The organism is Acinetobacter sp. RRD8 (assembly GCF_031844225.1).
GTDB lineage: Bacteria > Pseudomonadota > Gammaproteobacteria > Pseudomonadales > Moraxellaceae > Acinetobacter.
Genome location: NZ_JAUZUU010000004.1, coordinates 233,611 through 258,677 on the forward strand (window position 1 = coordinate 233,611; position 25,067 = coordinate 258,677).

The 25,067-nt window shown below is 42.7% G+C and carries 24 protein-coding genes and 1 pseudogene; 22 read left to right on the forward strand and 3 right to left on the reverse strand.

Features of this window, described 5'->3' with window-relative positions; translation table 11 throughout:
- The first annotated feature begins 13 nt into the window (after positions 1 to 13).
- From Q9R24_RS06715 to pyrF, 16 genes are all read left to right on the forward strand, one after another.
- On the forward strand, positions 14 to 787 hold the full coding sequence (locus tag Q9R24_RS06715) for a TatD family hydrolase (RefSeq protein WP_005252239.1): 774 nt from the start codon (positions 14 to 16) through the stop codon (positions 785 to 787).
- 41 nt (positions 788 to 828) lie between these two features.
- Positions 829 to 1,443: a TetR/AcrR family transcriptional regulator gene (locus Q9R24_RS06720; RefSeq protein WP_005252237.1), complete on the forward strand. Its 615-nt coding sequence runs from the start codon at positions 829 to 831 to the stop codon at positions 1,441 to 1,443.
- A 9-nt stretch (positions 1,444 to 1,452) separates the two neighbouring features.
- Positions 1,453 to 2,004, forward strand: a complete 552-nt coding sequence (locus Q9R24_RS06725; protein ID WP_005106567.1) for a type II secretion system protein — start codon at positions 1,453 to 1,455, stop codon at positions 2,002 to 2,004.
- Positions 1,994 to 2,545 carry a type II secretion system minor pseudopilin GspI gene (gene gspI / locus Q9R24_RS06730; protein ID WP_404976566.1) on the forward strand — a complete coding sequence of 184 codons (552 nt, stop codon included), beginning with the start codon at positions 1,994 to 1,996 and terminating at the stop codon, positions 2,543 to 2,545. The genes Q9R24_RS06725 and gspI overlap by 11 nt, the downstream gene beginning before the upstream one ends.
- Positions 2,542 to 3,183, forward strand: coding sequence for a type II secretion system minor pseudopilin GspJ (gene gspJ / locus Q9R24_RS06735; RefSeq protein WP_311203881.1), 642 nt, complete (start codon positions 2,542 to 2,544; stop codon positions 3,181 to 3,183). The genes gspI and gspJ overlap by 4 nt, the downstream gene beginning before the upstream one ends.
- Before the next feature lie 6 nt (positions 3,184 to 3,189).
- Complete coding sequence (gene gspK, locus Q9R24_RS06740; protein WP_311203880.1) at positions 3,190 to 4,161, forward strand: type II secretion system minor pseudopilin GspK; 972 nt, start codon at positions 3,190 to 3,192, stop codon at positions 4,159 to 4,161.
- 152 nt (positions 4,162 to 4,313) lie between these two features.
- On the forward strand, positions 4,314 to 4,910 hold the full coding sequence (locus tag Q9R24_RS06745; protein ID WP_004278864.1) for a 6-carboxytetrahydropterin synthase: 597 nt from the start codon (positions 4,314 to 4,316) through the stop codon (positions 4,908 to 4,910).
- A 46-nt stretch (positions 4,911 to 4,956) separates the two neighbouring features.
- Positions 4,957 to 5,670 carry a uracil-DNA glycosylase gene (ung, locus tag Q9R24_RS06750; protein ID WP_005247316.1) on the forward strand — a complete coding sequence of 238 codons (714 nt, stop codon included), beginning with the start codon at positions 4,957 to 4,959 and terminating at the stop codon, positions 5,668 to 5,670.
- A complete protein-coding gene (locus Q9R24_RS06755; protein WP_213687406.1) occupies positions 5,667 to 6,788 on the forward strand; it encodes an enoyl-CoA hydratase/isomerase family protein in 1,122 nt (373 codons plus the stop codon). The genes ung and Q9R24_RS06755 overlap by 4 nt, the downstream gene beginning before the upstream one ends.
- Before the next feature lie 7 nt (positions 6,789 to 6,795).
- The gene (gene tadA / locus Q9R24_RS06760; protein WP_114541085.1) at positions 6,796 to 7,311 is read left to right on the forward strand and encodes a tRNA adenosine(34) deaminase TadA; all 516 of its coding nucleotides are present in this window, start codon (positions 6,796 to 6,798) and stop codon (positions 7,309 to 7,311) included.
- 60 nt (positions 7,312 to 7,371) lie between these two features.
- On the forward strand, positions 7,372 to 7,803 hold the full coding sequence (locus Q9R24_RS06765) for an SRPBCC family protein (protein ID WP_005247314.1): 432 nt from the start codon (positions 7,372 to 7,374) through the stop codon (positions 7,801 to 7,803).
- A 17-nt stretch (positions 7,804 to 7,820) separates the two neighbouring features.
- The gene (gene cmk / locus Q9R24_RS06770) at positions 7,821 to 8,504 is read left to right on the forward strand and encodes a (d)CMP kinase (protein ID WP_311203879.1); all 684 of its coding nucleotides are present in this window, start codon (positions 7,821 to 7,823) and stop codon (positions 8,502 to 8,504) included.
- Between the two features lie 110 nt (positions 8,505 to 8,614).
- The gene (rpsA, locus tag Q9R24_RS06775; protein ID WP_004278854.1) at positions 8,615 to 10,291 is read left to right on the forward strand and encodes a 30S ribosomal protein S1; all 1,677 of its coding nucleotides are present in this window, start codon (positions 8,615 to 8,617) and stop codon (positions 10,289 to 10,291) included.
- A 163-nt stretch (positions 10,292 to 10,454) separates the two neighbouring features.
- A complete protein-coding gene (locus Q9R24_RS06780) occupies positions 10,455 to 10,760 on the forward strand; it encodes an integration host factor subunit beta (RefSeq protein WP_004278853.1) in 306 nt (101 codons plus the stop codon).
- Positions 10,761 to 10,784: 24 nt separating this feature from the next.
- On the forward strand, positions 10,785 to 11,144 hold the full coding sequence (locus tag Q9R24_RS06785) for a lipopolysaccharide assembly protein LapA domain-containing protein (protein WP_004278852.1): 360 nt from the start codon (positions 10,785 to 10,787) through the stop codon (positions 11,142 to 11,144).
- A 36-nt stretch (positions 11,145 to 11,180) separates the two neighbouring features.
- Positions 11,181 to 11,861 (forward strand): orotidine-5'-phosphate decarboxylase, encoded by a 681-nt coding sequence (pyrF, locus tag Q9R24_RS06790; RefSeq protein WP_004645455.1) that lies wholly within the window; start codon positions 11,181 to 11,183, stop codon positions 11,859 to 11,861.
- 435 nt (positions 11,862 to 12,296) lie between these two features.
- Here pyrF and Q9R24_RS06795 read toward each other — a convergent pair whose 3' ends face one another.
- Both Q9R24_RS06795 and Q9R24_RS06800 read right to left on the reverse strand, forming a co-directional pair.
- Positions 12,297 to 13,205, reverse strand: a complete 909-nt coding sequence (locus Q9R24_RS06795) for a lysine exporter LysO family protein (protein ID WP_311203878.1) — start codon at positions 13,203 to 13,205, stop codon at positions 12,297 to 12,299.
- Between the two features lie 67 nt (positions 13,206 to 13,272).
- Positions 13,273 to 14,790, reverse strand: a pseudogene (locus Q9R24_RS06800) (flavin-containing monooxygenase).
- Positions 14,791 to 14,934: 144 nt separating this feature from the next.
- Between Q9R24_RS06800 and Q9R24_RS06805 the strand changes: the two are divergent.
- From Q9R24_RS06805 to Q9R24_RS06825, 5 genes are all read left to right on the forward strand, one after another.
- Positions 14,935 to 15,942, forward strand: coding sequence for an AraC family transcriptional regulator (locus tag Q9R24_RS06805; RefSeq protein ID WP_004645451.1), 1,008 nt, complete (start codon positions 14,935 to 14,937; stop codon positions 15,940 to 15,942).
- 84 nt (positions 15,943 to 16,026) lie between these two features.
- The gene (gene zapE, locus Q9R24_RS06810; RefSeq protein ID WP_311203877.1) at positions 16,027 to 17,178 is read left to right on the forward strand and encodes a cell division protein ZapE; all 1,152 of its coding nucleotides are present in this window, start codon (positions 16,027 to 16,029) and stop codon (positions 17,176 to 17,178) included.
- A gap of 366 nt (positions 17,179 to 17,544) precedes the next feature.
- On the forward strand, positions 17,545 to 19,710 hold the full coding sequence (locus tag Q9R24_RS06815) for a malate synthase G (RefSeq protein WP_004278846.1): 2,166 nt from the start codon (positions 17,545 to 17,547) through the stop codon (positions 19,708 to 19,710).
- 128 nt (positions 19,711 to 19,838) lie between these two features.
- Entirely contained in the window at positions 19,839 to 21,287 is a 1,449-nt protein-coding gene (locus Q9R24_RS06820) for an aldehyde dehydrogenase family protein (RefSeq protein ID WP_311203876.1), read from the forward strand.
- A 92-nt stretch (positions 21,288 to 21,379) separates the two neighbouring features.
- Entirely contained in the window at positions 21,380 to 22,042 is a 663-nt protein-coding gene (locus Q9R24_RS06825) for an SOS response-associated peptidase family protein (RefSeq protein ID WP_311203875.1), read from the forward strand.
- Positions 22,043 to 22,120: 78 nt separating this feature from the next.
- Here Q9R24_RS06825 and Q9R24_RS06830 read toward each other — a convergent pair whose 3' ends face one another.
- Complete coding sequence (locus Q9R24_RS06830) at positions 22,121 to 22,585, reverse strand: MarR family winged helix-turn-helix transcriptional regulator (protein ID WP_004278843.1); 465 nt, start codon at positions 22,583 to 22,585, stop codon at positions 22,121 to 22,123.
- A 742-nt stretch (positions 22,586 to 23,327) separates the two neighbouring features.
- Here Q9R24_RS06830 and Q9R24_RS06835 point away from each other — a divergent pair.
- The gene (locus Q9R24_RS06835; protein WP_278357684.1) at positions 23,328 to 24,851 is read left to right on the forward strand and encodes a TerC family protein; all 1,524 of its coding nucleotides are present in this window, start codon (positions 23,328 to 23,330) and stop codon (positions 24,849 to 24,851) included.
- Positions 24,852 to 25,067: the final 216 nt, after the last annotated feature.

Consider the following 25,067-nt stretch of genomic DNA (forward strand, 5'->3'; position numbering starts at 1 on the left):
GTAGGAACGCATCGTGTTTGTAGATACTCATTGTCATTTAACCCTGCTTGATTTGACACCATATCATGGTGATCTGGATCAGGCATTGGCTCAGGCTCGTGAAGCCGGTGTTTCCAAATTCATGAGTATCTCGGTCGATCTGGATGATCATATCGAGCTGGCCAAAATTGCCGCGTGTCATGCAGATGTCGGATATACCGTTGGCGTACATCCTTGCGAAGATGCTGCAACCATGGCGCGTGCCACGACTGAATATCTGGTCGAACTGGCGCAACCGGAGAAAGTCTGGGCACTCGGTGAAACAGGTCTGGACTATTATCACAGTACCGATTTTATTGCAGAGCAAAAAGCCTGTTTCGCCCGGCATATCCATGCGTCACAAATCACCAAAAAACCTGTAGTCGTTCATACCCGTTCCGCCAAGCATGATACCGTCGATATTATTCGCGCGGAAAAATCTACGCATGGCATCCTGCACTGTTTTACCGAGGACTGGGAAACCGCTAAAGCAGTACTGGATTGCGGCTATTATGTTTCATTTTCCGGAATTGTTTCATTTAAAAATGCGCAGGATCTGCGTGATGTCGCCAAACAGGTTCCGCTGGATCGTGTGCTGATTGAAACCGATAGTCCTTATCTTGCGCCAATGCCGTATCGTGGCAAATCTAATGAGCCTAAATACGTTCCTTATGTAGCCAAAGCGCTTTGCGATGTATATGATAAGTCGCTAGAAGAAATGGCTTTTATCACAAAGCAGAACTTTGAAAATCTTCTGAATTTAAAGTAAATAAAGTTATATAAAGTACAAAGAGAGTTTATAGGGTGAAGATGGATCGTCAAGCTCAGTTTCGAGCAAGAGAAACCTTGATTTTTCAAGTAGCAGAGCAACTCCTGTTAGAAAATGGTGAAGCAGGAATGACGCTCGATGCGCTTGCCGCCGAGCTTGATCTGGCCAAAGGGACACTTTATAAACATTTCCAGAGTAAAGATGAACTATACATGCTGCTGATTATCCGAAATGAGCGCATGTTGCTGGAAATGATTCAGGATAGCGATAAAGCCTTTCCTGAACATCTGGCCTTCTTTATGCTGCATCATTTGCATCATCCTGAACGTACTGTGCTGTTTCATCAGATTGAAGAACGCCTGTCGACGACTGGGGTTGGAATCCAGCACCTTTTTAGCGAACTTTATCAGGTGCGCAAACAGCGTTTACGCCTGATTATCCGTATGACAGAAACTTATCTGGCTTCTATTAATAGCCGCATGTCAGTACGCGATTATCTGGCTTCGATCTGGTCGTTGACCCATGGTGCAGCTGCAATTCTTAATTCCAGTTTCTATCAGCGTTATTTGGGTTCGCGCGATACATTGCGTGTAGCCTATATCGATCAGGCACTGGCTTTGCCTAAGCAGGTACATTCAGCCGAGCAGTTTGCCTAAGGTTGTCCTATGATCAGATCACCTCACAGTGCAGTTCGTGGCTTTACCTTAATCGAATTGATGGTGGTGATTGTGATTATGGGAATTATGGCTTCACTAGTGCTGCTGAATACCAGTGGTGTCGATCAGCGCAAAGCGATGCAGGCACGGGAAATTTTATTGGTGGACTTGCAACGGGTGCTACGCGAGGCTAATGACCAATCCAGAATACTCGCGCTTGACGTTCAATCAGCGACAGATGTCACGCCATTTCGCTATGGAATTATAGAATATCGTTCGGCAGCGCAGACTGAACCGAACCTGCAAAATGAGAAATGGCAAAATTATGCAGATTTTAAATTGCGTAGTTTGCCTGATCATATTTCCTTTCAAATTCAGGCACTGGAACAGCAGCGTTATGCCAGGGCACAAAATCGTGACCTGACTCAGGCAAATTCACCTCAATTAATCTGGCTCGGCAATGGTGAAGTCAAACCGGTGCGGATTCAGTTCTTTTTAGAAGACCGTGAAGTGGGTGCTGCGATTGAGATTGATCATCTGGGTAAAATCAATGAAATCTAGATATTTCAAGCAGAGCGCTGGGTCTGGTGTAATCAAGTTGTTTAAGGCGAGTGTTCATGGATTTGATCATGTGTGCTGCAAGCATAGGACTTCGTCTTGCGCTGCTATCGGACTTTCTTGCGCGACAATGTCGCTCAGGTCGAGTGTTACTCGACTTAATCGTGCCTCAGGTTTTACCTTATTGGAAGTTATGGTCGCCTTGGCAATTTTTGCGACCGCAGCCATAACCCTGACCAAAGTCGCGATGCAATATACCCAATCCACCTCAAATGCCATTCTACGTACCAAAGCACAGTTTGTTGCCTTAAATGAAGTGGCACAAATGGAAATCAATCAGGAATGGATGGAAGGCACGGCTTCCAAACAGCTGACCCAGCAAGGTGAAACCTGGCAGATTGACAAGCGTAGTGAGCCGACGGTCAGTCCGAATGTCCAGCGAATCGAATTACAGATTAGTCTGGTTAATCAGGACAGTGGTCAGGTTGAATCTGGCATCAGCAGTCTGATGTTCTTTAATCATCGCATGAACAATACCCCATGAAGCCTAAAGGATTTACCCTGGTTGAATTATTGGTTGCCATTGCGATCTTTGCGGTGCTGTCTGCCTTAGGTTGGAAAGTTTTTGATTATATTGTCAAAACCAAAGATCAGAATGTGATTCATGAGCAACGTTTAGGTCAGTTACAGCAAACCTATCAGCAGATTCTGCGAGATACTATACAGGCAGTACCCTTAACGGCCAACATCAATGGTGATATTCAACCAGCTCTGGTGCTGCAGAACGGACGTTTTAACTTCAGTAAAACCGGGGTAACTGACCCTTTGGAAGAAGGGATTTCCCCAGATGAACGCATTGAATATCAGTATCGAGCCGAAGAGCAGAAACTTTATCGCTTGAAATACCGGAATCTAAATCAGACAGGTCGAGATCAGCCCGAATCCAGTGTTTTATTGTCGGAAGTGGAACAATTCCAGATCGTTGTACTTAATCCGAATGAACTCACGCAATGGCCAGATACTTCTGCTGATCTGAACCAGTTAGAGCATAAACAGCGTTTGCCTAAAGGGATTAAAATCAATTTAACCGTGAATGGCGTCAGTTATGAATGGATGTTCAGTTTATTGAATACGGACTTTTTGCTTGATACTCAGAACAGCGGTCAACCCAGCTCAGAATAATAAGAAATGAAAATGAATAAAGCGATCATGATCAAGCAGCAGAAAGGCATTGCACTGATTACCATTCTGGTGATGGTAGCACTAGCGACTATTCTGGCGGTTACGATTGCCCAGCGTCAGGCTGCAACTGCTGAAAGCACTGCCTATTTGATGCGACAAAACCAGTCTCTCATGTATGCCAAAAGTGCCGAGGCCTTTTTTTCTGAATTGCTGGTCGATGATGCTGAAAATGCTGCAGAGGTCGATCATCTGCAGGAAACCTGGGCGCAACCCATGCCAGCTTTTCCGGTAGACGACGGTTATGTCTCCGGAATAATGCAGGATGAATCAGGCAAGTTTAATTTAAATAGCCTCATTACTGCCGAAGGCACAGTTAATGAAAATGCCAAGGCATGGTTTGAACTGATTCTAAAACGTGCCGGTTTGCCGGCACAGCTGAGTGAAGCAGTGATTGACTGGCAGGATGAAGATGAGCTGGTCAGTGGGGGCATGGGCGCCGAATCTAACTATTATCAAGGCTTGCCAAATGCTGCTTTGCCACCGAATGCAAAGTTTCATAGTGTGGAAGAATTAAAGCTGGTACGCGGTTTTGAAGAGAATCAGTATAAGCTGATAGCACCTTATCTGAGTACTGCACCGGTGCAGGAGAGCCCGGTCAATATTAATACCGCTTCAGCTTTTCTTTTGGCCAGTATGGATGAAAAGCTGGATGTGAATGCGGTGCAGCAATTGCTGGATCAGCGTCAGGCCAACTTGGAACACTTTTCCAATGTGACTGACCTGTGGTCACTGGAGCCTTTTGCTCAGGTCGATGCAGACAAGCGTAATTTGTTTAACAGTCTGCTTGGGGTGCAATCCAATTATTTTAAAGCCCGAATCGAAGTGGTTTTAAGTGAGCGTAAGCGCCAGTTCAGCAGTGATCTGGTTCGTCAGGACAAACAGGTTTATGTGGCATACCGCAGCATGGCGCCATTTTAATTTTAGCTCATGAATTGTACAGGCTGTATAAGCGCAAATGCCGGGCTGATGCCTTTTCCCTATCATGCTAAATAGCAAAATTAATCCTCAAAGCCTTACTTTTGCTTTATAATCAAAATTAATTCACCTATTTTTTGACGACATTACGGCATATGTTAATTCGTAAGTTATTTAAGTTTGAGAATGCTCATATTGTGCGTAACTGCACGTCAGATCGCTGTAAGCGTTCGATCCATGGCCATAGTTATAAAGTCGAGTTATTACTAAAAGCCTCGAAGCTAGATCATGGTCAAATGGTCTATGACTTTGGTCTGCTTAAAGGTGTGATTAAGGATTTTTTTGATTCTTTCGATCATGCTATCTGCTTCTGGCAAAATGACGACCCGGAATATATTCAGGCCTGCAAGAATTTCAGCGCGCGCTGGGTGTCTTTGCCGGTATCGCCATCAGCAGAGCAGTTTTCACGTATTTTCTTCTTTCTGGCACAGCAAGTGCTGGCATCGACCGTGACTCAAAATGGCGAAGGTGATGTCGAAGTCTATTCTGTGATTGTGCATGAAACCGACACCGGCTATGCACAAAGTTTTTTAGAAGATATTCAAAATGAACAAATGGGGATTCTGAGCCTGGAACAACTTGAGTTCTCTGAACAGGTGCAAGCTGAATGGACAGATCCGGACATGTTTGCCAAGCTCAAACAGGGCACGCCATTTCATAACCCTACAGTAGATTTACAGGTACAGATTTAAAGTCTGCGTGACTTTAAATCCATTGACATAGATTTAGGATTGAAGAATGTCTTTAAATGAACAGCAACTGGCCAAGCTGAATAAAGTTCAGTTGGATGAAAGCTGGAAATATGGATTGAGTGAATTTTTGCTCAGTCCGAAAATGGATGAATTAAAAGCGTTTCTCGTTGAAGAAAAAAAAGCAGATAAAATCATTTATCCTCCCAATCATCTGATTTTTAATGCTTTGAATACCACGCCGCTAGATCGGGTAAAAGTGGTGATTTTAGGGCAAGACCCTTATCATGGCCCAAATCAGGCGCATGGATTAAGCTTTTCCGTGCAAAAGGGGGTTGCATTACCACCATCTTTGCGTAATATTTTTCATGAGTTACATGCAGATGTTGGGGTTGAAAGACCGAAGCATGGTGACTTGACGCATTGGGCAGAGCAGGGTGTGCTTCTGTTAAATGCAGTACTGACCGTCGAAGCAGGTCAGCCGACTTCGCATCAAAAGCGCGGTTGGGAAGAATTTACCGATCACGTCATTGATGTATTAAATGAACAGCGTGAACATATTGTCTTTATTCTTTGGGGCGCATACGCACAGCGTAAAGGACAGCGCATTAATCAAGATAAGCATCTCGTGTTAAAGGCAGCACATCCATCGCCTTTGGCAGCAAACCGTGGTGGTTTTTTTGGTTGTAAAGTATTTTCAAAATCGAATAACTACCTCAAACAACATGGCATTGAGCCTATAGATTGGCAGCTGGACGCATGAAATATTCTCCCCTTACTAAACATTATCATCCGGATTTGATTGTTGAAGAAGCGCACAATGGTTGGCGTATCGTTCGTTTAAATCGCCCGAAATCTTTGCATGCTCTCGATGAATCGATTGCTTCCGCACTTCTGGAAGTATTTCAGGACTTTCATCATGATGATAGCGTCAAAGCCATCTGGCTGGATTCAACCACACCGAAAGCGTTCTGTGCGGGTGGGGATGTGCGTAAGCTGCGTCAGTTAGTGATTAATGATGAAGTCGCGGCTGCCAATAAATTCTTTGAACAAGAATATGCACTCGATCTGTTACTGCATAATTATGCCAAACCCGTTTTAGTCTGGGGTGAAGGTTATGTGATGGGTGGTGGCTTGGGCTTGTTTATGGCGGCGCCTTTCCGTTTAGTGACGCCATATTCACGTTTGGCAATGCCTGAAATCAATATCGGTTTGTATCCAGACGTGGGTGCAACCCGCTTCTTGGCAGATCGTGGTGCGATTGGTCTATTTACCGGCTTGACCGGTTCAATCATGACTGCTGCGGGCGCTTACGGGATTGGCTGGGCAACGCATATTTGTGATGCACAGCGTGATTCAGTTTTGGATAAAGTCATTAATATTGACTGGGAGCATTATCCTGCAGGTGACTTCCGTGCCATTGATGACACCCTGAATAGTATGCACCGTCCGGTCGGCCCGGGACCGTTGCAAAACTCTCTGGATGTGATTCATAGTGTTTGCCGTGGTGTCAACTTTGAGCATGATTATGAGTCGATTATTGGCCTGAGTGACGCACGCAGTGACTGGTTGCGTCAGGCCAGTGAAAACCTGAAAAAAGGTTCGCCAACTACTGCAGCCTTGACCTGGCTATTGTGGCAATGGGGTAAGCAGATACATTCCTGGAATGAAGTTTTCGAACTGGAAGTTCAGATCTCAGACTGGAAAATCCGTCATCATGACTTTGTCGAAGGTGTGCGCGCACGTCTGGTGGATAAAGACCTTTCTCCTGCATGGAAAAAGGGTGCAGATATGAGCTTAAAAGGTATTTTGTCTGCAAACCCTCCGGTGACCAATATTGAAAGCTGGAATGCCTTGCTAAAACAGTATGGTGTGATTTAAGTTTTACATGTCCGAAACACAATTGAGCGATGAATACTGGATGCAGCTTGCCTATGCGCAGGCTGCACTTGCTGCCGCACAGGGCGAAATTCCGGTGGGTGCGATTATTGTTAGTCAGAATCAGATCATTGGTCAGGGCTTTAATGCGCCGATTTCTTTAAATGATCCGACCGCGCATGCCGAGATTGTGGCGCTGCGTGATGCCTGTCAAAATATCCAGAATTATCGTTTACCTGATGATGCAGTGCTTTATGTGACTTTAGAGCCGTGCACCATGTGTGTTGGTGCGCTGGTGCATTCACGGGTTTCACGGGTAGTATTTGGCGCATTTGAAGCGAAAGCAGGTTCACTGGTGAGTGCGCGTCAACTGTTTGAAACCGGTTATTATAATCACGTATTTTCTTTCCAGGCAGGCTGCATGCAGCAGCAATGCTCTGAACAGCTCAGTGCATTTTTTAAGTTGCGTCGCGAGCAGAAACGACAATTCAAGTTACAAGAAAAGTTATTAAATACGCAGAAGTAAATTTACTTTATCCGCTAAAATTTTCCCACTTTCAAATATCTGCAATCTTCAGGAACAATAATGAACAGCATCCAAGTAAAAAAAGAATTCCCAGCAGCCCTTGATGATGTCTTCAATTTGATGTCCAAGCATGCCACCTATAATATTGCCTTCGCACCGATGCAGGTCGAACGAATCAAGGATTCTGCGGATGCTGAATATCCTGATGGACTCGGTTCAGTACGTGCAATGGGTATGGGGCCAGTGAAGCCGCTGAAAGAACAAATTACCTTGTTCGAGCCAAATAATCGCATCGAATATCAGATTATTAAAAATCCATTGATCAAGCATCATTTAGGCATTATTGAATTTGAAGCACTGGCTGATGACAAAACGTTAGTAACTTATACGATTGAATTGCAGGCACGTGCGCCTTTTGTGAGTAAATTAATCCTTGCACAGTTACAGGCAGCGATTAAACTAGGCCTGACAAAACTCGCAAAATCTGTTTAAACAACAACGGGAAAGCAATGACAGTTCAAATTATTACCATTGATGGTCCAAGTGGGTCTGGCAAGGGCACGTTAGCAGCGAAACTGGCTGCACATTATCAGTTTCACTTATTGGATTCTGGTGCTTTATACCGCCTTTTGGGTTTGTCATTGCATCACCATGATTTGCTGGATTCGGTAGACACGAAATTGCCAGAATGCGTACAAATCGCAACAAATTTAGATATCCAGTTTGTCAGTACCGACACCGGGGTGCAGGTGTGGCTGGATGGTGAAGATGTGTCCCAAACTATTCGAACTGAACGGGTAGGAGAGTTTGCTTCAAAAGTTGCAGCAATTCCTGAGCTTAGAACAGCGATGGTTTCACGTCAGCATGCCTTTGCACAGGCGCCTGGTCTGGTAGCAGACGGACGTGATATGGCGACAAGTATCTTCCCGAATGCTCAGGCAAAAATATATTTGACGGCCTCGGCTGAATCACGCGCGCAAAGACGTGTAAAGCAGTTGCAGGGCATGGGACTGGATGTTAAAATAAGCGACATTTTAGCTAATATCATCGCTCGCGATAAACGAGATACGGAACGCGCTGTCGCTCCACTCAAGCCTGCGGATGATGCTTACATTATTGATAGTTCAGATTTGAATATCGATGAAGTATTCCAGCTGATGACCACTTATGTGGATCAGCAGTTAGCAAATTAACCCAATTTTATCAGCAAACGCATAGCTTGATCAGTTTTATATGGACTATGTAGATGCTTAATTAAACCGGCCTTGTCTGATCCAAGACCGCTGACTTTATCGGAAATATCATGACCGAATCTTTTGCAGCCCTCTTTGAAGCAAGCGAATTAAACCTCAACGTTGAAAAGGGTGCAGTTATCCAGGGCGTTGTAGTAAGCATTGACTCTGATTGGGTAACTGTTGACACTGGCCTTAAATCTGAAGGCGTTGTTGACCGTGCTGAGTTCTTAAATGAACAGCGCGAACTTGAAGTTCAAGTTGGCGACACTGTAGACGTAGTTGTTGAAGCACTTGACAACGGTATGGGTCAAACAGTTCTTTCTCGCGAAAAAGCTAAACGCGCAGAAACTTGGACTAAACTTGAAAAAATCTTTGAAGACGGCGAAATCGTTACTGGTGTTATCTCTGGTAAAGTTAAAGGTGGTTTCACTGTTGACATCGGTCCAGTACGTGCGTTCCTTCCAGGTTCTTTAGTTGATACTCGTCCTATTCGTGATACTACTCACCTAGAAGGCAAAGAGTTAGAATTCAAAGTAATCAAACTTGACGCTAAACGTAACAACGTTGTTGTTTCACGTCGTGCTGTTATGGAAGCTGAATCTTCAGCTGACCGTGAAGCTCTTCTTGCTCAGCTTGAAGAAGGTCAAACAGTTACTGGTACGATCAAAAATCTTACTGACTACGGCGCATTCGTTGACCTTGGCGGTATTGATGGTCTTCTTCACATCACTGACATGGCTTGGAAACGTATCAAGCACCCTTCAGAAGTTGTTGAAGTGGGTCAAGAAGTTACTGTTAAAGTACTTAAATTCGACCGCGAACGTAACCGTGTTTCTCTAGGTCTTAAACAGCTTGGCGAAGATCCATGGTTAGCGATCATGAACCGTTACCCTAAAGGTTCAATCGTTAAAGCCCGCGTAACTAACCTGACTGACTACGGTTGTTTCGCTGAAATCGCTGAAGGCGTTGAAGGTTTAGTACACGTTTCAGAAATGGATCACACGAACAAAAACATCCACCCATCTAAAGTTGTTCAGATTGGTGATGAAGTTGATGTTATGGTTCTTGAAGTTGATGAAGAACGTCGTCGTATTTCTCTTGGTATCAAACAAACTCGTGCTAACCCATGGGAAGAGTTTGCTAAAGACCACGATAAAGGCGAAAAAGTTTCTGGTACGATCAAATCTATCACTGACTTCGGTATCTTCATCGGTTTACCAGGCGGTATCGACGGTCTAGTTCACTTGTCTGATATTTCTTGGAACGAACAAGGCGAAGAAGCGATTCGTCGTTACAAGAAAGGCGACACTGTTGAAGCGGTTATCCTTTCTGTAGACGCTGAAGGCAACCGTATCAGCCTTGGCATCAAGCAAATGAACAACGATCCGTTCAATGACTTCCTTGCTGCTAACGAACGCGGTGCTTTGGTTAAAGGTACTGTAACTGCAGTTGACGCTAAAGGCGCTACTGTTAAGTTAGCTGACGAAGTTGAAGCGACTTTGAAAGCATCTGAAATCAACCGCGATCGCGTTGAAGATGCAACTAAGTTCCTTGAAGTTGGTCAAGAAGTTGAAGCGAAGATCATCAACGTAGATCGTAAATCTCGCGCAATCAACTTGTCTATCAAAGCGAAAGACGAAGCTGAAGAGAAAGAAGCAGTTGCTAACTTGAAAACAGCTCCTGCTGGTCAAGACAATGGTCCTAAGACGATTGGTGACCTGATCAAAGCTCAAATGGGCAACTAAGTAAGCGTTTGAATTGTATTGTTAATGTAATTTAACTAATACTTTTTATACAAATACTGTAAACGGTAGCGTAGTATTTAATTATTGCGCTACCGTTTTGTATTTAAACAGGTTATTATCGGGAAATAGATCCCAAGTAGCTTGATAATTAAAGAGGTCGCAGATGACTACTGAAGCACTTAATAAGTCTGACTTAATAGAGCGTATTGCATTAAAAAATCCGCATTTGGCTGAGCCTTTAGTGGAAGAAGCCGTTAAAATTATGATCGATCAAATGATAGAAGCATTATCAACTGACAACCGTATCGAGATTCGTGGATTTGGTAGTTTTGCATTGCATCACCGTGAACCGCGCGTAGGTCGTAACCCTAAAACTGGTAAATCAGTAGAAGTGGCTGCAAAAGCAGTTCCGCACTTTAAACCAGGCAAGGCACTTCGTGACGCTGTGAACGAGTCTGCACAAAAATAATTGTAAATATTTTGCGGGGTGTTCATGCGTTACGTTCTGGTCATTCTTTTATTGGTACTGTTTGGTTATTCATTAGCTTTAGTTTTGCAAAACGGTACTGAATTGTCAGTGGACTTGTTATTTACTCAAGTTCCCGCAATGCGCCTGGGATTATTACTTCTCCTCACATTATCTTTAGGTGTCGTTTTGGGCCTGTTATTGGGCGTTCAGATCTTCCGGGTTTTTCAGACGAATTGGGAAATTAAACGACTGCGTAAAGACATTGAACATCTACGTAAGGAACAGTTGAATACAGCCAAGTTAATGGCCGCTGAAGCAGCAGCCCATACCCGGCATGAAAAAACTGTATTAGATATTACCAATGAAAATCAAAGCCCATTATAATGGGCTTATTTTTTGCCTATATGAAGGGGTAATCTCTTGAGTATCATCGTCGCACTAGATGCCAAAAGCCAATTTGATGCCTTAGCCATTGCAGAACAGTTAGATCCTGCCTTGTGTCGACTTAAAGTTGGTAAAGAGTTATTTACCCATGAAGGTCCAATTATTGTCAAAGCACTTCAAGATAAAGGCTTTGATGTATTTCTGGATCTGAAATTTCATGATATTCCAAATACAACAGCACAGGCAGTATGCGCGGCAGCAGATTTGGGTGTGTGGATGGTCAATGTGCATGCCTCAGGTGGCCGCAAGATGATGGAAACCTGTGTAGAGCGTTTGCAAGCGGGTAATTATAAAACTCAGTTGATTGCAGTGACTGTATTGACGTCAATGGGCCGTGAAGACTTGAAAGATATTGGTCTGGATATTGAGCCAAATGAGCATGTAAAACGTCTGGCACAACTGACAAAAGACAGTGGTCTAGATGGGGTGGTTTGCTCAGCTCAAGAAGCGAAAATGTTACGTGAAACGATTGGAAAAGACTTTGCATTAGTGACACCCGGCATTCGTCCAGAAGGGTCGAATGCAGATGACCAGAAACGTATTGTGACACCGAAACAGGCAATGCTAGATGGCTCAACACATCTGGTAATTGGTCGCCCGATTACCCAGTCTAAAAATATGCGTCAGACTTTGAAAGATATTTTGGCAACGCTTTAATACGGTTTGAATGACAAAAAGCCTTTCAGTCGAAAGGCTTTTTTTATATATTGAAAAAATGGTTATAAAATAAAAAGGAAAAATGATGACTTCATCTGAACCACAATTAGAAAAAGTACAGAATGACGTGATTCAAAATATTCAACAGGCGGAACAGCTTAAGCAACAAGAATAGCAACAACAGCAGGCAAGCTCAGCAGATCGGACAGCGGGGATCGATGTGGTCAGTTTGGCATCTAATGCCATCAGTCTTGCTTCGGATGTTATTGAAACAGTAGGCGATGCCTTAAGTGATATTGATTTAAGTTTTTAGTCAGCCCCCTCGGCCTACTTGCTTGTGCTTCGTTTTAAAATTCTGCTTTTAAACTAAATCAGGGAGGAGAGTTCCTCTTTATAAAAGAGGAATTTAGTGAGATTGAGAAAGTGATAAAGTAATTAAATCGCTGCCAGTACACTCACCATGACTGGTGCTAACAGTGACAAAATAAAACCACTGACCATGGCATGTGGAATAAAATCATGCCCACAGGCCTGTTTAACCATCGGTAGAGTCACATCCATCGCAGTTGCACCCGCTGCGGAAATGGCGGATCTTGGGTATCTCCAGCCCATACAATACATGAGTAAGATGGCAAAAATTTCTCTAAACAGGTCATTCATTAGCGCGATACTGCCGAGTTCTGCATTTCTGAGTTCTGTTACGACAACACCTGACATTGAGTAAAATCCATAGCCTTGTGACAGCATGATCAAATCTTTTAGACTGATGTCTGTATTCCAGAATGAATAAAGCATGACTGCAAATAATGAACCAAAAATACAACCAATCGGAACTAAGAGAATTTTAAAATTTAACCAGGAACGATCTAAAGGTGAATAAGCCAGATCCAGGCCAATCATGAACATAAATACCAGCAACAAATGCCAGGTGCTGATTTGCACGGATAGATCAAATAGATTCAAGCCCGTATGTAAACAATATCCGCCTGCGAGAGCCAAAAAGGCATAGCTCATGTTCAGTAGGGATTTAAGCACCAGGTCGACGGATACCCGACCGGAACTCGGAAGATAACCTGCCCATTTAAATAGTAGATAGCAAAATGCAAAAGCACCGAGCGAGGTCAGAAAGGCAATGCTGATCGACGTACTCAAAATCTGGAGAGGATGCTGCAATTCATCTACCAATTGTGAAAATTCAAAGGCAATTGCAATCAATAAAACATAGCTAAAATAGGGCAATAGCTTGAAACAGATTTTAATAATCGAAAGCGGAATTTGTTTTGCCATGGCAAAACCGAGTGCTAGACAGAATAGAAGCTGAAAGATAAGCCAAAGCGATTGCATAAATTTAATGGATTGAAAAAATTACCTATAAATTATGCCACCGCTTGATGTCAGATGGTAAAAGCTTTTAGGCGACTTTATTCAATAATCGATAATCTGTGGCATTTGGCATTTGGCATTTGGCATTTGGCTTTTTGGTTTTGAGCCAGTATTTCCAGGTATAAGTTGGCCATAAGGCAAAGTTCTTGCCACCTTCCTGCTGATACCAGTTGACACAGCCAGATTGCCACACGGTCTTTTCAAACATATGTTGCACCTGCTGATTAAATGTATCTTGTGCCTGGTCTTTAACCATAATGGCATCGCTTTGGGATTGATCGACCAGTTGCATCAATTACAAAATATATTCAACTTGTGCCTCAATCATAAAAATGACAGAATTGTGTGCCAATAGGGTATTTGGCCCCAGTAACTGAAACAGGTTTGGAAAGTCTTTCACGCAAATTCCATAATAGCTTTCAGCACCTTGTTTCCACATTTCATTCAGTTCTACGCCATCAAGCCCGGTACATTGAAAATTCTTCATATAGATACGTGGATCGGTAATGAATCCGGTGCCATAAATCAGACAGTCAATCGGCCGCTCTTTTCCATCTTGTGTAATGATACTGTGTTCAGTCAGTTCCTGAATCTTCTCGGTCACCAGTTCCACATTATGGCGGTTAAACGTCGGGAAGTATTTATTTGAAACCAGAATACGTTTGCAGCCCATGATGTAATCGGGAGTTAGTTTCTTGGCCAATTCAGGGTTTTTGACCTCATATTTAATGAATAGTTCTGCCAGTTTTTGGGTGAATTTCATAATGCCCGGTTTGACAATCGGTACCACACGCGATTCATTTGACCAATACAGGCGGGCACGGTGTAGCTTTCTAAACCAGTCATATTTTTTAAAGAGTTTCTTTTCAAGATTCGGGTAGGCACGTTCATCCCGAGGAATGACCCAAGCCGCAGTACGTTGCATGACATACAGTTGTTTGCATTTCGGGGCAATTTCCGGAATATATTGAATGGCGCTGCCACCTGTTCCAATCGATGCGACATTTTTGCCAGTCGGGTCATAAGTGTGATCCAATTGCGCAGAATGAAAGACTTTGCCTTGGAATTTCTCAATACCGAGAATATCTGGGATTTGCGGAATATGTAAAGGTCCGGAAGCGAATATAACAAACTGGGCTTCAAGGATACTTTGATCCTGTAGCTGTAATTGCCATAGACAGCGTTCTGCCTGGTAATGTGCTGCCAGTACTTCGGTATTTAAACGGCAAAAAGCACGCAGGTTATAATCGGTCACCAGATCCTGAATATAAGAAAATATCTCGGGTGCTTCCGCATAACGTTTGGACCAATTGCTTTTCGGTGCAAATGACAAGGAATATAAATGTGATTGCACATCACAGGCTGCTCCAGGGTACTGATTGTCCCGCCAGGTTCCGCCAAAATCGCTACCTTTTTCAAGAATAATAAAATCATAAATACCATGCTGTTGTAAACGTATTGCCATGGCAATCCCTCCGCAACCAGCTCCAATAATGGCAACTTTGGTATGAGGGGGGGAGCGTGTAGCGGTGGCATGATCTAGCATCACTACATTCCTTACTTATTTTAATGTTGGATATTTATCGTAATTTGCTCCCTGGTGATTAGACAGAAAATTGATCTAAACGGCAATAGCCGACACATTATTTTTATAGTACAACTAGAATAATCACATTGTATTTGTATGGTTATGAAACGTTCTGTTCTCAGTCTGATGTATTTGATTCAAGGAATGCGCAAGGCTGGCATGGAGGTCGATCAGAAACTGCAAAACATTGGGCTGCGTGTAGATGCCTTTGATCCAAGCTCGGTGATCCATCCGAGTCTGGAACATGATGTGCTTAAGGTGGTGGGACAGGAAATCCAACCTGAACAGGGATTATTGATTGGCCAGCATTATGCTTTGGCAGGTTATGGTCCCTTACTCATGTTGCTGGTGACCAGTCCTACGGTACGTGATGCATTGAATCAGGTGATCCGTTTTCAGCAGTTGACGCATTTGACCGGTCAGTTGGCCTTGCAGCAAAGCGAGCATCATAGCGCGCTATGTTATCGAGCCAAGCAGCAGGATGATCATTTGAGAATGTTGCTGGCACAGGCAGAGATTTCCGGAACGTTTAAGTTTATCCGGGAAATCTACAAATTGATGGGCTTATCCAAACCTGATTTGCGGATCGAGTTGCCATTTGCCTATCCAGAAGATCTGAATACCTTAAAGGTCTATCATGATTATTATGGAACACAGGTACAGTTTGATGCATCTCGGGCAGCATTCTGGTTTGATGAAGCAGTGTTGGATATTAAAATTCCTTCTGCAGATGCGGTCACTTTTGCTGTCTATGAAGCCAAATGTCTGGCTGAACTGGAGCGTTTGCAACAGGATGAGCAGACGCCGACTGTGGTGCAGCGTGTGCAGGATTATCTGGAAATCCAAAGCGGCCTGATGCCGAGCATGGCTGAAACGGCACAGGCGTTGAATATTCCGGAACGAACCTTGCGGCATCAGTTACAGCAGTGTGATACCAGTTATAAGCAGATTCGCGAAGAAATTATTAAAGATAAGGCTTTGCGACTGATTGAATATAAACAGTATTCGATTGAAATGATTGCAGAATTATTAGGCTATTCCGAGCCGGCCGCTTTTAACCATGCCTTTAAACGCTGGTTTGGGCAAAGTCCTCGGCAATATATAAAATAGCCTAAGTTAGTTTATGCCAAAGTGTTATAGCGTGTTGATTAAACTCCGCTATAATTAAATTGATCCCAAATAGTACGAAATTCTATGTCCGATTTTAATTCACAGCACAGCACCGCTTTTAGTCCGATTTCTCCTGCAGAACGTTATGCACAAGCGATCTCTTCGGGACAGTTTATGCCTGATGAAGCACAGGCAATGGCAGTACATGAACTGAATCGTGTCTGGCTGGAATTGATTCAGCGTTTTAAGGCATCGAAAAAAGCATTTCGCCGCTTTCGCCGTCAGACATCTCCGAAAGGGGTGTACATGTGGGGTGGTGTGGGGCGTGGAAAAACTTGGTTAATGGATCAGTTTTACGATTCGATTCCGTTTCGCCGTAAAAGCCGGATGCATTTTCACCATTTTATGCAGCATGTGCATCGTGAGTTAAACAAATTATCCGGACAGCGTAATCCGCTAGATATCGTGGCGGATCGAATTTATAAAGAAGCGGTCATCATCTGTTTTGATGAATTTTTTGTGTCTAACGTGACGGATGCAATGATCCTGAGCGATCTGTTCCAGAAGCTGTTTGAACGTGGTATCACCTTGGTCGCTACTTCGAATATCGCACCGGACGGTTTATATAAGAACGGCATTCACCGTGACCGTTTTATGCCTACCATCGAACTGGTCAAGAAAAACTGTGTGGTCTTAAATGTTGATGCCGGAGTCGATTACCGTCTACGGGTTCTAAAACAGGCACAATTGTTTAAATTCCCGTTAACGCATGATCATAAAAACTGGATTGCTCAACGTTTTAGCGCTTTGACCCAGACTCAGACCTGTTCTGAAGAGCCGATTATTATCAACAACCGTATTGTTGAAACCGTGTCACATACTGAAGATGTATTGTGGTGTGAATTTTCTGAACTGTGTTTAAAGCCACGCAGTCCGGCTGATTTTATTGAAATCGCCAATATTTATAATACGGTTTTGGTGAGTAATGTGCCACACCTGACCGATTTCCTGAATGATGGAACGCGCCGTTTTATTTATCTGGTCGATGAATTTTATGACCGTGGCGTCAAGTTACTCTTAACCTCAGAAGATAATATCGTGGATATTTACCAGGGTGAAAAACTGGCCTTTGAAATTGAACGGACCCGTTCCCGTTTGCTGGAAATGCAGTCGGATGAATACCTGAATTCTGAACATCGCCAGATTGAGAAAATCGCCTCCGTGAACGGAGACTAAGAATAAAAGCGCTGGTCATTTACCAGCGCTTTTTTTATAAAAATAGGGACTTAAATTATCGACAAGCCTGATTAAACATGGCTTAATCTTGGTCTAAATGTGATCGTGTATAACTAGAATGCATAATTTTTACTCGAAAATCTGAACTTAAGTCTAATTTCTACATTTCGAAAACTTTATACACTGTCATTAGGGTATTTAGCAGAATGATATCTATTTGTAACTGAGAAAGATCAAATATGTTTATGAGGGTATTCATATTAGAAAAAATGCTCAGTATTTAGCAATGTGATAATACTATTCAGCTAGATTTTAATCGGTATACTAGAATCTCTTGTATAAAAAGTAGCAATATCAGGAAAGACAATGACTGCACGTATTCAAAAAGGCAAGTTAGCGATTGCTAAAGAACTTTACGATTTCATCGAAAATGAAGCACTACCAGGTTCTGGTTTAGACAGCGAAACATACTGGAAAAACTTTGAACAAGTCGTTGTTGATCTTAGCCCTAAAAATAAAGCACTTTTGGCTAAGCGTGATGACATTCAGGCGAAAATTGATGAATGGCACCGCAATAACACATTTGAATTACAAGCTTACAAAGCTTTCTTGACTGAAATTGGCTACTTGTTACCAGAAGTAGAAGATTTTCAAATCAGCACTGAAAATGTAGATGAAGAAATTGCAATACTGGCAGGTCCACAGTTGGTGGTACCAGTACGTAATGCACGTTACTGCTTGAACGCTGCAAACGCACGTTGGGGTTCTTTGTACGATGCACTTTATGGCTTCGATGTCATCTCTGAAGAAGATGGCGCGGAAAAAGGCAAAGGCTATAACCCGAAACGTGGTGAAAAAGTTGTCGCATTTGCAAAGAATTTCCTCGACGAAACTTTCCCATTGGCACAAGGTTCGCATGCAGATGCAACTCAATACGCAGTTGAAGCTAATGCACTGGTTGTTACCCTAAAAGACGGTTCAAAAACAACTGTGGCAGATGCAGCTAAATTCGTTGGCTACAATGGCGAAGCTTCAGCACCGACTGAAATCGTATTTAAAAATAATGGTCTGCACGCTATTGTGCAAATTGATGCCAGCAGCCCGATTGGCCAAACTGATGCCGCTGGTGTAAAAGATGTAGTTCTTGAAGCTGCGGTTACGACCATTCAGGACTTGGAAGACTCGATTGCAGCTGTTGATGCTGAAGAGAAAGTAGAAGGCTACCGTAACTGGTTAGGCCTGATGAAAGGTACTTTAGAAGAGTCTATTGAGAAAAACGGTAAAACTGTTACCCGTAAACTGAATGAAGACCGTACTTTCAAAAATGTAGAAGGTGGTGAAACTAAAGTTCACGGCCGTTCATTGATGTTGCTGCGTAATGTTGGTCATTTAATGACAAACCCTGCGATTCTGGTAGATGGCGCAGAAATCTATGAAGGCATCATGGATGCATTGGTTACGCCATTGTTGTCTTTTGCAGACATCAAAGGTGAAAACACGATCAAGAACTCGCGTCAAGGTTCAATGTATATCGTTAAGCCGAAAATGCATGGTCCTGAAGAAGTGGCATTTGCCGTTGAATTGTTTGAACGTGCAGAACAGGCACTTGGCTTACCTGCAAAAACTTTAAAAATCGGGATTATGGATGAAGAACGCCGTACTTCTGTGAACTTGAAGAACTGTATTGCACAAGCCAAAGATCGTACGATCTTCATCAATACAGGTTTCATGGACCGTACCGGCGATGAAATCCATACCTTTATGGAAGCTGGTCCATTCGTTCGTAAAGGCGAAGTAAAAGGCCAAATCTGGTTCCCGGCTTATGAAAACCGTAACGTGATGATTGGTCTGCAAGCAGGTTTACGTGGTAAAGCACAAATCGGTAAAGGCATGTGGCCAAAGCCAGACATGCTGCTTGACATGTACAAAACCAAAACTGAACATCCTGAAGCGGGTGCGAGCTGTGCATGGGTTCCATCACCTACAGGTGCGGTGATTCACGCGATTCACTATCACCAGATTAATGTTGCAGACCGTCAGCAAGAATTATTGTCGACTCAGCCTTTATCTCTAGATGATTTGTTGACACCACCATTGGCGAAAGACACTAACTGGTCTGAAGAAGAAAAAACCAAAGAACTCGAAAATAACTGTCAAGGTATTTTAGGTTATGTGGTTCGCTGGGTAGATTTGGGTGTAGGTTGTTCTAAAGTTCCAGACATCAATGATGTCGGTTTAATGGAAGACCGTGCGACTTTACGTATTTCTTCACAACATGTTGCGAACTGGTTGCGTCACGGTATCGTAAGTCGTGAACAGGTAGAAGAAGTCATGCAACGTATGGCGAAAATTGTGGATGAGCAAAATGCCAATGATCCACTGTATACACCAATGTCTGCTGACTTTGCCAACAATATTGCATTCCAGGCAGCATCTGACCTGATCTTTAAAGGTGGTGAGCAGCCATCAGGTTATACCGAGCCGCTTCTACATGCAGCGCGTTTAAAGTTAAAAGGTTATACAGGTGATTAATCCTGTCTAGCTTAAAAAAGCCTCTTCGGAGGCTTTTTTATTGTCTAATGGTAAGCCGCTGTCGTTCTGACTAGAAATTTTCCAGCCGAACTTTTAAAGTGGGGCAAAGCATGCGAGGAAACAATAAAATGACAACGGTATATCAAAATTTAGACCAGCAGTTTATTCATGGTCAGTGGCAAGCCGGTACTTCAACCAGAACAATAAAAAATATCAACCCCTATACCCAGAGCGAAATTTTTAGCATGGCAGCTGCCAGTTCTGTCGATGTCGACAGTGCTTATACCGCAGCAGAGCAGGCTTTCCAGCAGGGGGGCTTGAAATCCATTGAAGTACGTAAAACAGTGCTGCAAAATTTAATCGCGATCATTCAGCAGCGTCGGGACGAAATCATTGACTGGCTCATTATTGAATCAGGCAGTACGCGCATTAAAGCCGGCGTTGAGGTGGATGCTGCTCTGGGCATCATTCAGGAAAGTCTGGCTTTTCCAGACTGGATCCAAACAGAACAGCTGGAAAGTAAGGATCCGGCACGTAAAAGTATGGTTTTGCGCAAGCCCTTAGGCGTGATTGCTGTCATTAGTCCATGGAACTTTCCATTTCATTTATCCTTACGTTCAGTGGCAACTGCAATTGCCTGTGGTAATACCGTTGTGCTGAAGCCAGCCAGTGATACACCAGTGACTGGCGGCACCTTAATTGGTAAATTATTTGAAGAGGCAGGTTTGCCTGCAGGTGCACTGAATATTGTTGCCGGTGCTGGCAGTGAAATCGGGGATTATTTTGTTGAGCATTCAGTGCCGAAAATGATTTCATTTACCGGCTCCACCGAAGTGGGAAAAAGTGTTGGCAGTAAGGCTCTAGCCAGTTCGAGAATCAAACGTCTGGCACTTGAACTGGGTGGCAATGCACCTTTGGTCATTCTGGATGATGCCGATCTTGATCTTGCGGTTGAACTAACGCTGATGGGGCGTTTTATGCATCAGGGACAAATTTGCATGAGTACTAACCGGGTCATTGTCGATGCCTCTATCCATGATGCTTATGTAGATAAGCTCCTGGATCGGATCAAAATGATTCCGGTGGGTGATCCAAATCTGGAAGATACCGTGATCGGTCCGATCATTAATCAGAGTCAGGTTGAAAAGCATCAACAGATCATTCAAACAGGCAGCGAGCAGGGCGCACAACTGGTGTATGAAGGAGGAATTGAAGGGAATCTGGTCTATCCGCATATTTTTATTGATGTCGCGGAAGATTCCGATCTGGCGCAGCAAGAAAGCTTCGGTCCGATTTTACCTATCTTAAAAGCCCGGAATGAAGCACATGCTTTAAACCTGGCCAATGCGACCGAGTTTGGTTTATCCAGTGCAGTATGTACCTCAAACATCGAGCGAGGCAGCGCGTTTGCCGCACAACTGGATATCGGTATGACACATATTAATGGCATTAGTGTGGCAGACCAGTCAAATGCACCCTTTGGCGGCGAGAAAAATTCAGGATTGGGTCGTTTCAATGGTCGCTGGATTTTTGAAGAGTTTACCCGGACACATTGGTTGACGGTACCGAATTCATAACAGTCAACGCGCCTAAAACTATAGAAATACGACAGGCTTCGACTTGGCATCACGGTATAATGTTATGGTCGAATGATTTACATATATGAACCATGTGCGCCAATTTTAAGCCTTTAACCTTAGAGCAGTTGCATAACCTGGGATTGCCAGAAATTCCTTTTGAATATCCAGAGGAGGTCTATCCCAATTATGTTACACCGCTTTTATTTCATTCAGCTCAAGGACTGGAATGGCGTTCCGTGAATTTTGGACTCATTCCGAAATGGGCAGAAGACAAAACTATAGGTACCAAGACCTATAACGCCAGAAATGAAACTTTACTGCAAAAGCCAACCTTTGCTGAAGCCACTGTCAAATGTCATTTTGGCGTCATTCCGGTATCGGAATTTTATGAGTCCAAATATTTTGATAATAAACCGCAGCGTTGGGGTGTAAGACGTAAAGATGGTCAGGCGACTTTTATTGCAGCTGTGTATGAGATTGCTCGGGTACAAGGGGAAATTGTACGCTCTGCCAGTATGATTACCATGGATGCAATTGACCATCCCATGATGAAGGAGTTTCATGAGCCGGGTAATATCAAACGCTCGGTTATTGTGATTCCACAGCAGCGACTGCAAGAATGGCTAACGCTAAGGCATCCGGATATTCGTAGCTTTGTAGAGGGCTTTCCGGTAGAAGAGTTTGAATGCTCACATGTACCAAAAGAAAAAATCAAAAAAGTCAGTCCACAACTGAACTTTTTTGATTTTTAGAAAGCTCTGGCGAATTATTTATTATTGTAAAGTATGCGCCAATTCGCCAGCGTCTATTTAAAATAAAAAGTAGGTCTCTTAACGAGCTAAATTTTTGAAAATATGACGTAAACTTTCCATGGTTTTTTCAATTTGCAAAGGCGTTAGGCCTTCAAATGACTGTTCCAGTACGACATTGGTCAGATCATTGATCTTATGTGTCATTTGCATGCCTTTGTCAGTCAAAAATACTCGGGTAATCCGTGCGTCATCCTCACATGAATAGGTTTCAACCAGACCTTCGTCTTTTAAGCGGTAGACAATTTTAGTCGTGGTCGACATTTTAGAAACAACCATCTCTGACAAATCAGAAACACTGGCATGCGGTTTGGCTTTTAGTGCAAGAAGGATGCGGCGGCGGGAATTGTCAACACCATACTTTTTTAGTGCATGATCGACATTAACGACGTATTGAGCATGAACCTGAGTTACCCAATAATATGGAAAGTTTTCTAAATTAAATTCTTCCGTACACGGCAAAAATTTTGCATATTTCTTAGTCATGAAATGTTCCTTGTATTTATTTTTCTAGGGTCCGTTCATTTTATGAAAAAGTTTATGCATATTTCAACCTTTATTTTAAAAATGTTAAAGCGCTAACACTTTTTAGTTTTGCTTAACATCCCAAGGAGTTGATCAGTTCTGCATGTGAGCCTTATCTGGCGCGAAGATTGTTCTTTAAAATCGGATGAAAGGCGATAATATTTTGTATAAATTTAATTCCTCATTATGTATTTCGTGAGTAGAAATGTTTTCCAAGACTTTTTATTGTTCTTAAGCAGCCTGTCTGAATAGGTTTTAATGCAAGTAATTGTATTTCAATAAATTAATCGATTTAAGAAATATAGGGTGATTGAGTGGTTTTAGTCAATATAGTAAATGATTATTTACAGCTATATTTTTAAGTGATTGTTCTTTCAATAAAAAAATAGTTTATGCTCTAATCTTTAAGTGACCTTAAAAATAATAGCCTAATCAAACTAAATTCTGTTTATTTTTAATTCAATTCGAATACATGATGTAGAAAAAATTAAAATTAATCAGTTTCAGCATCAATCAGTTGGTCATAAAAGTCTCAATAAAATCATGATCATGTAATTTTTTTGTAAATTAATACATTACAAAATACTCAGTTTATGCATAATGGAATAGTCTTAAGTTGCATAGGTTAAATTTTAATGGATCCCTCGCCGTGCGTTGATCTTCCATCTCTATTTCTAGCTTACTCGAACGGGGTCATTCTCTAATGGAATTTTTATTAGATCCCGGAATCTGGGTAGGTTTAATTACTCTTATTATTCTTGAAATTGTTTTAGGTATTGATAACCTAGTCTTCATTGCCATTCTGGCTGAAAAACTTCCTCCTGAACAACGCGATAAAGCACGTGTTATTGGTTTGTCTCTCGCATTATTCATGCGTCTAGGCCTGTTATTTGCGATTGCCTGGTTGGTCACTTTGACACAACCATTGATTACTGTGTTTGACTGGACCTTCTCCGGTCGGGACCTGATCTTGTTATTTGGTGGCTTGTTCCTGGTGTATAAGGCCGTTACTGAGCTGCATGAAAAGATTGAAGGTAAACCTGAAGTCACAGTGTCTACCAATGTGGTATATGCAAGTTTCACTGCTGTTGTTGCACAGATTGTTGTTTTAGATGCTGTTTTCTCTTTAGATTCAGTGATTACCGCCATTGGTATGGTCGACAATATTTATGTCATGATGGCTGCCATGATTGTCGCAATGGGCGTGATGCTACTGGCATCGAAACCATTGACCAACTTTGTGAATCGCCATCCAACCGTGGTGATTCTGTGTTTAAGCTTCCTACTTTTGATTGGTATCAGCCTGATTGCAGAAGGTTTTGGTTTCCATATTCCAAAAGGCTATATCTATTCAGGTATTGGTGTTGCGATCATAATCGAAGCATTCAACCAGTTCGGTCAGCGTAATGCTGCTAAACATGAATCCAAGATTCCTTTGCGTCATCGTACGGCTGACTCGATCCTGAAGTTAATGGGTGGCAAGCTAGAGACGACCGACAGTCAAAATAATCAGGCACAAGAAACCTTTGCAGATGAAGAACGCTATATGATTGGTGGGGTGCTTACCCTTGCAGAGCGTTCAGTCGCTTCGATCATGACGCCGCGCGGTCAGATTTCATGGGTTGATCTGGAAGATAGCCCAGAACAGATCCGTGAAAAAATTCTGTCTGTTCCACACAGTCTGTTCCCGGTATGTCGCGGTAGCCTAGATAAGGTGATTAGCGTAGTACGTGCCAAAGAATTATTGGATGTACTGGAAGAGCCGGAAGAATTAAAAGCACTGATTAAACGTCATCGCCCAATTTATATCTTTGAAAAGATGAAAGTTATTGACGCGATTAATACCTTGCGTACTTCTAAAGGTTCTTTGGTCTTGGTGAGTGACGAGTTTGGTAATGTACAGGGTCTGATTTCACCGCTGGATGTATTTGAAGCAATTGCTGGTGAATTCCCGGATGCAGACGAACAGCTGGATCTGGTGAAAGTGGATGATACGCACTGGATCGCATCGGGCATGTTAGACTTGTATCAGCTTGAGCTTGAGCTTGGCATGATTGATCTGATTGATGAAGATGCTGGTTATATCAGTGTGGCGGGTTTGATTCTGGATAAAACCAACAGTACGGTTGAAGTGGGTACCGAGTTAAATTATCAAGGTGTTCAGTTCAAAGTCACTGAAATTGAAAGCAATCGTATCAAGTCGGTCAGCATTCATTACGCAGGTTAAACAGGTGTTTTAAACACTTTGTTTGTTCAAATCTTAAAAGTCAGTTGCTTTGGTGGCAGCTGGCTTTTTTAATGCATATTTATAAAGCTGATTCATTGAAATGAAAGTTAGCTCATTATTTGAACTGATTTTTATCAGTCTATTCATACTATTAGGGTCTGTTGACACTTACTGTTCATAATTAACCCTATAAAGGTAGCCATAAAAATATACAGG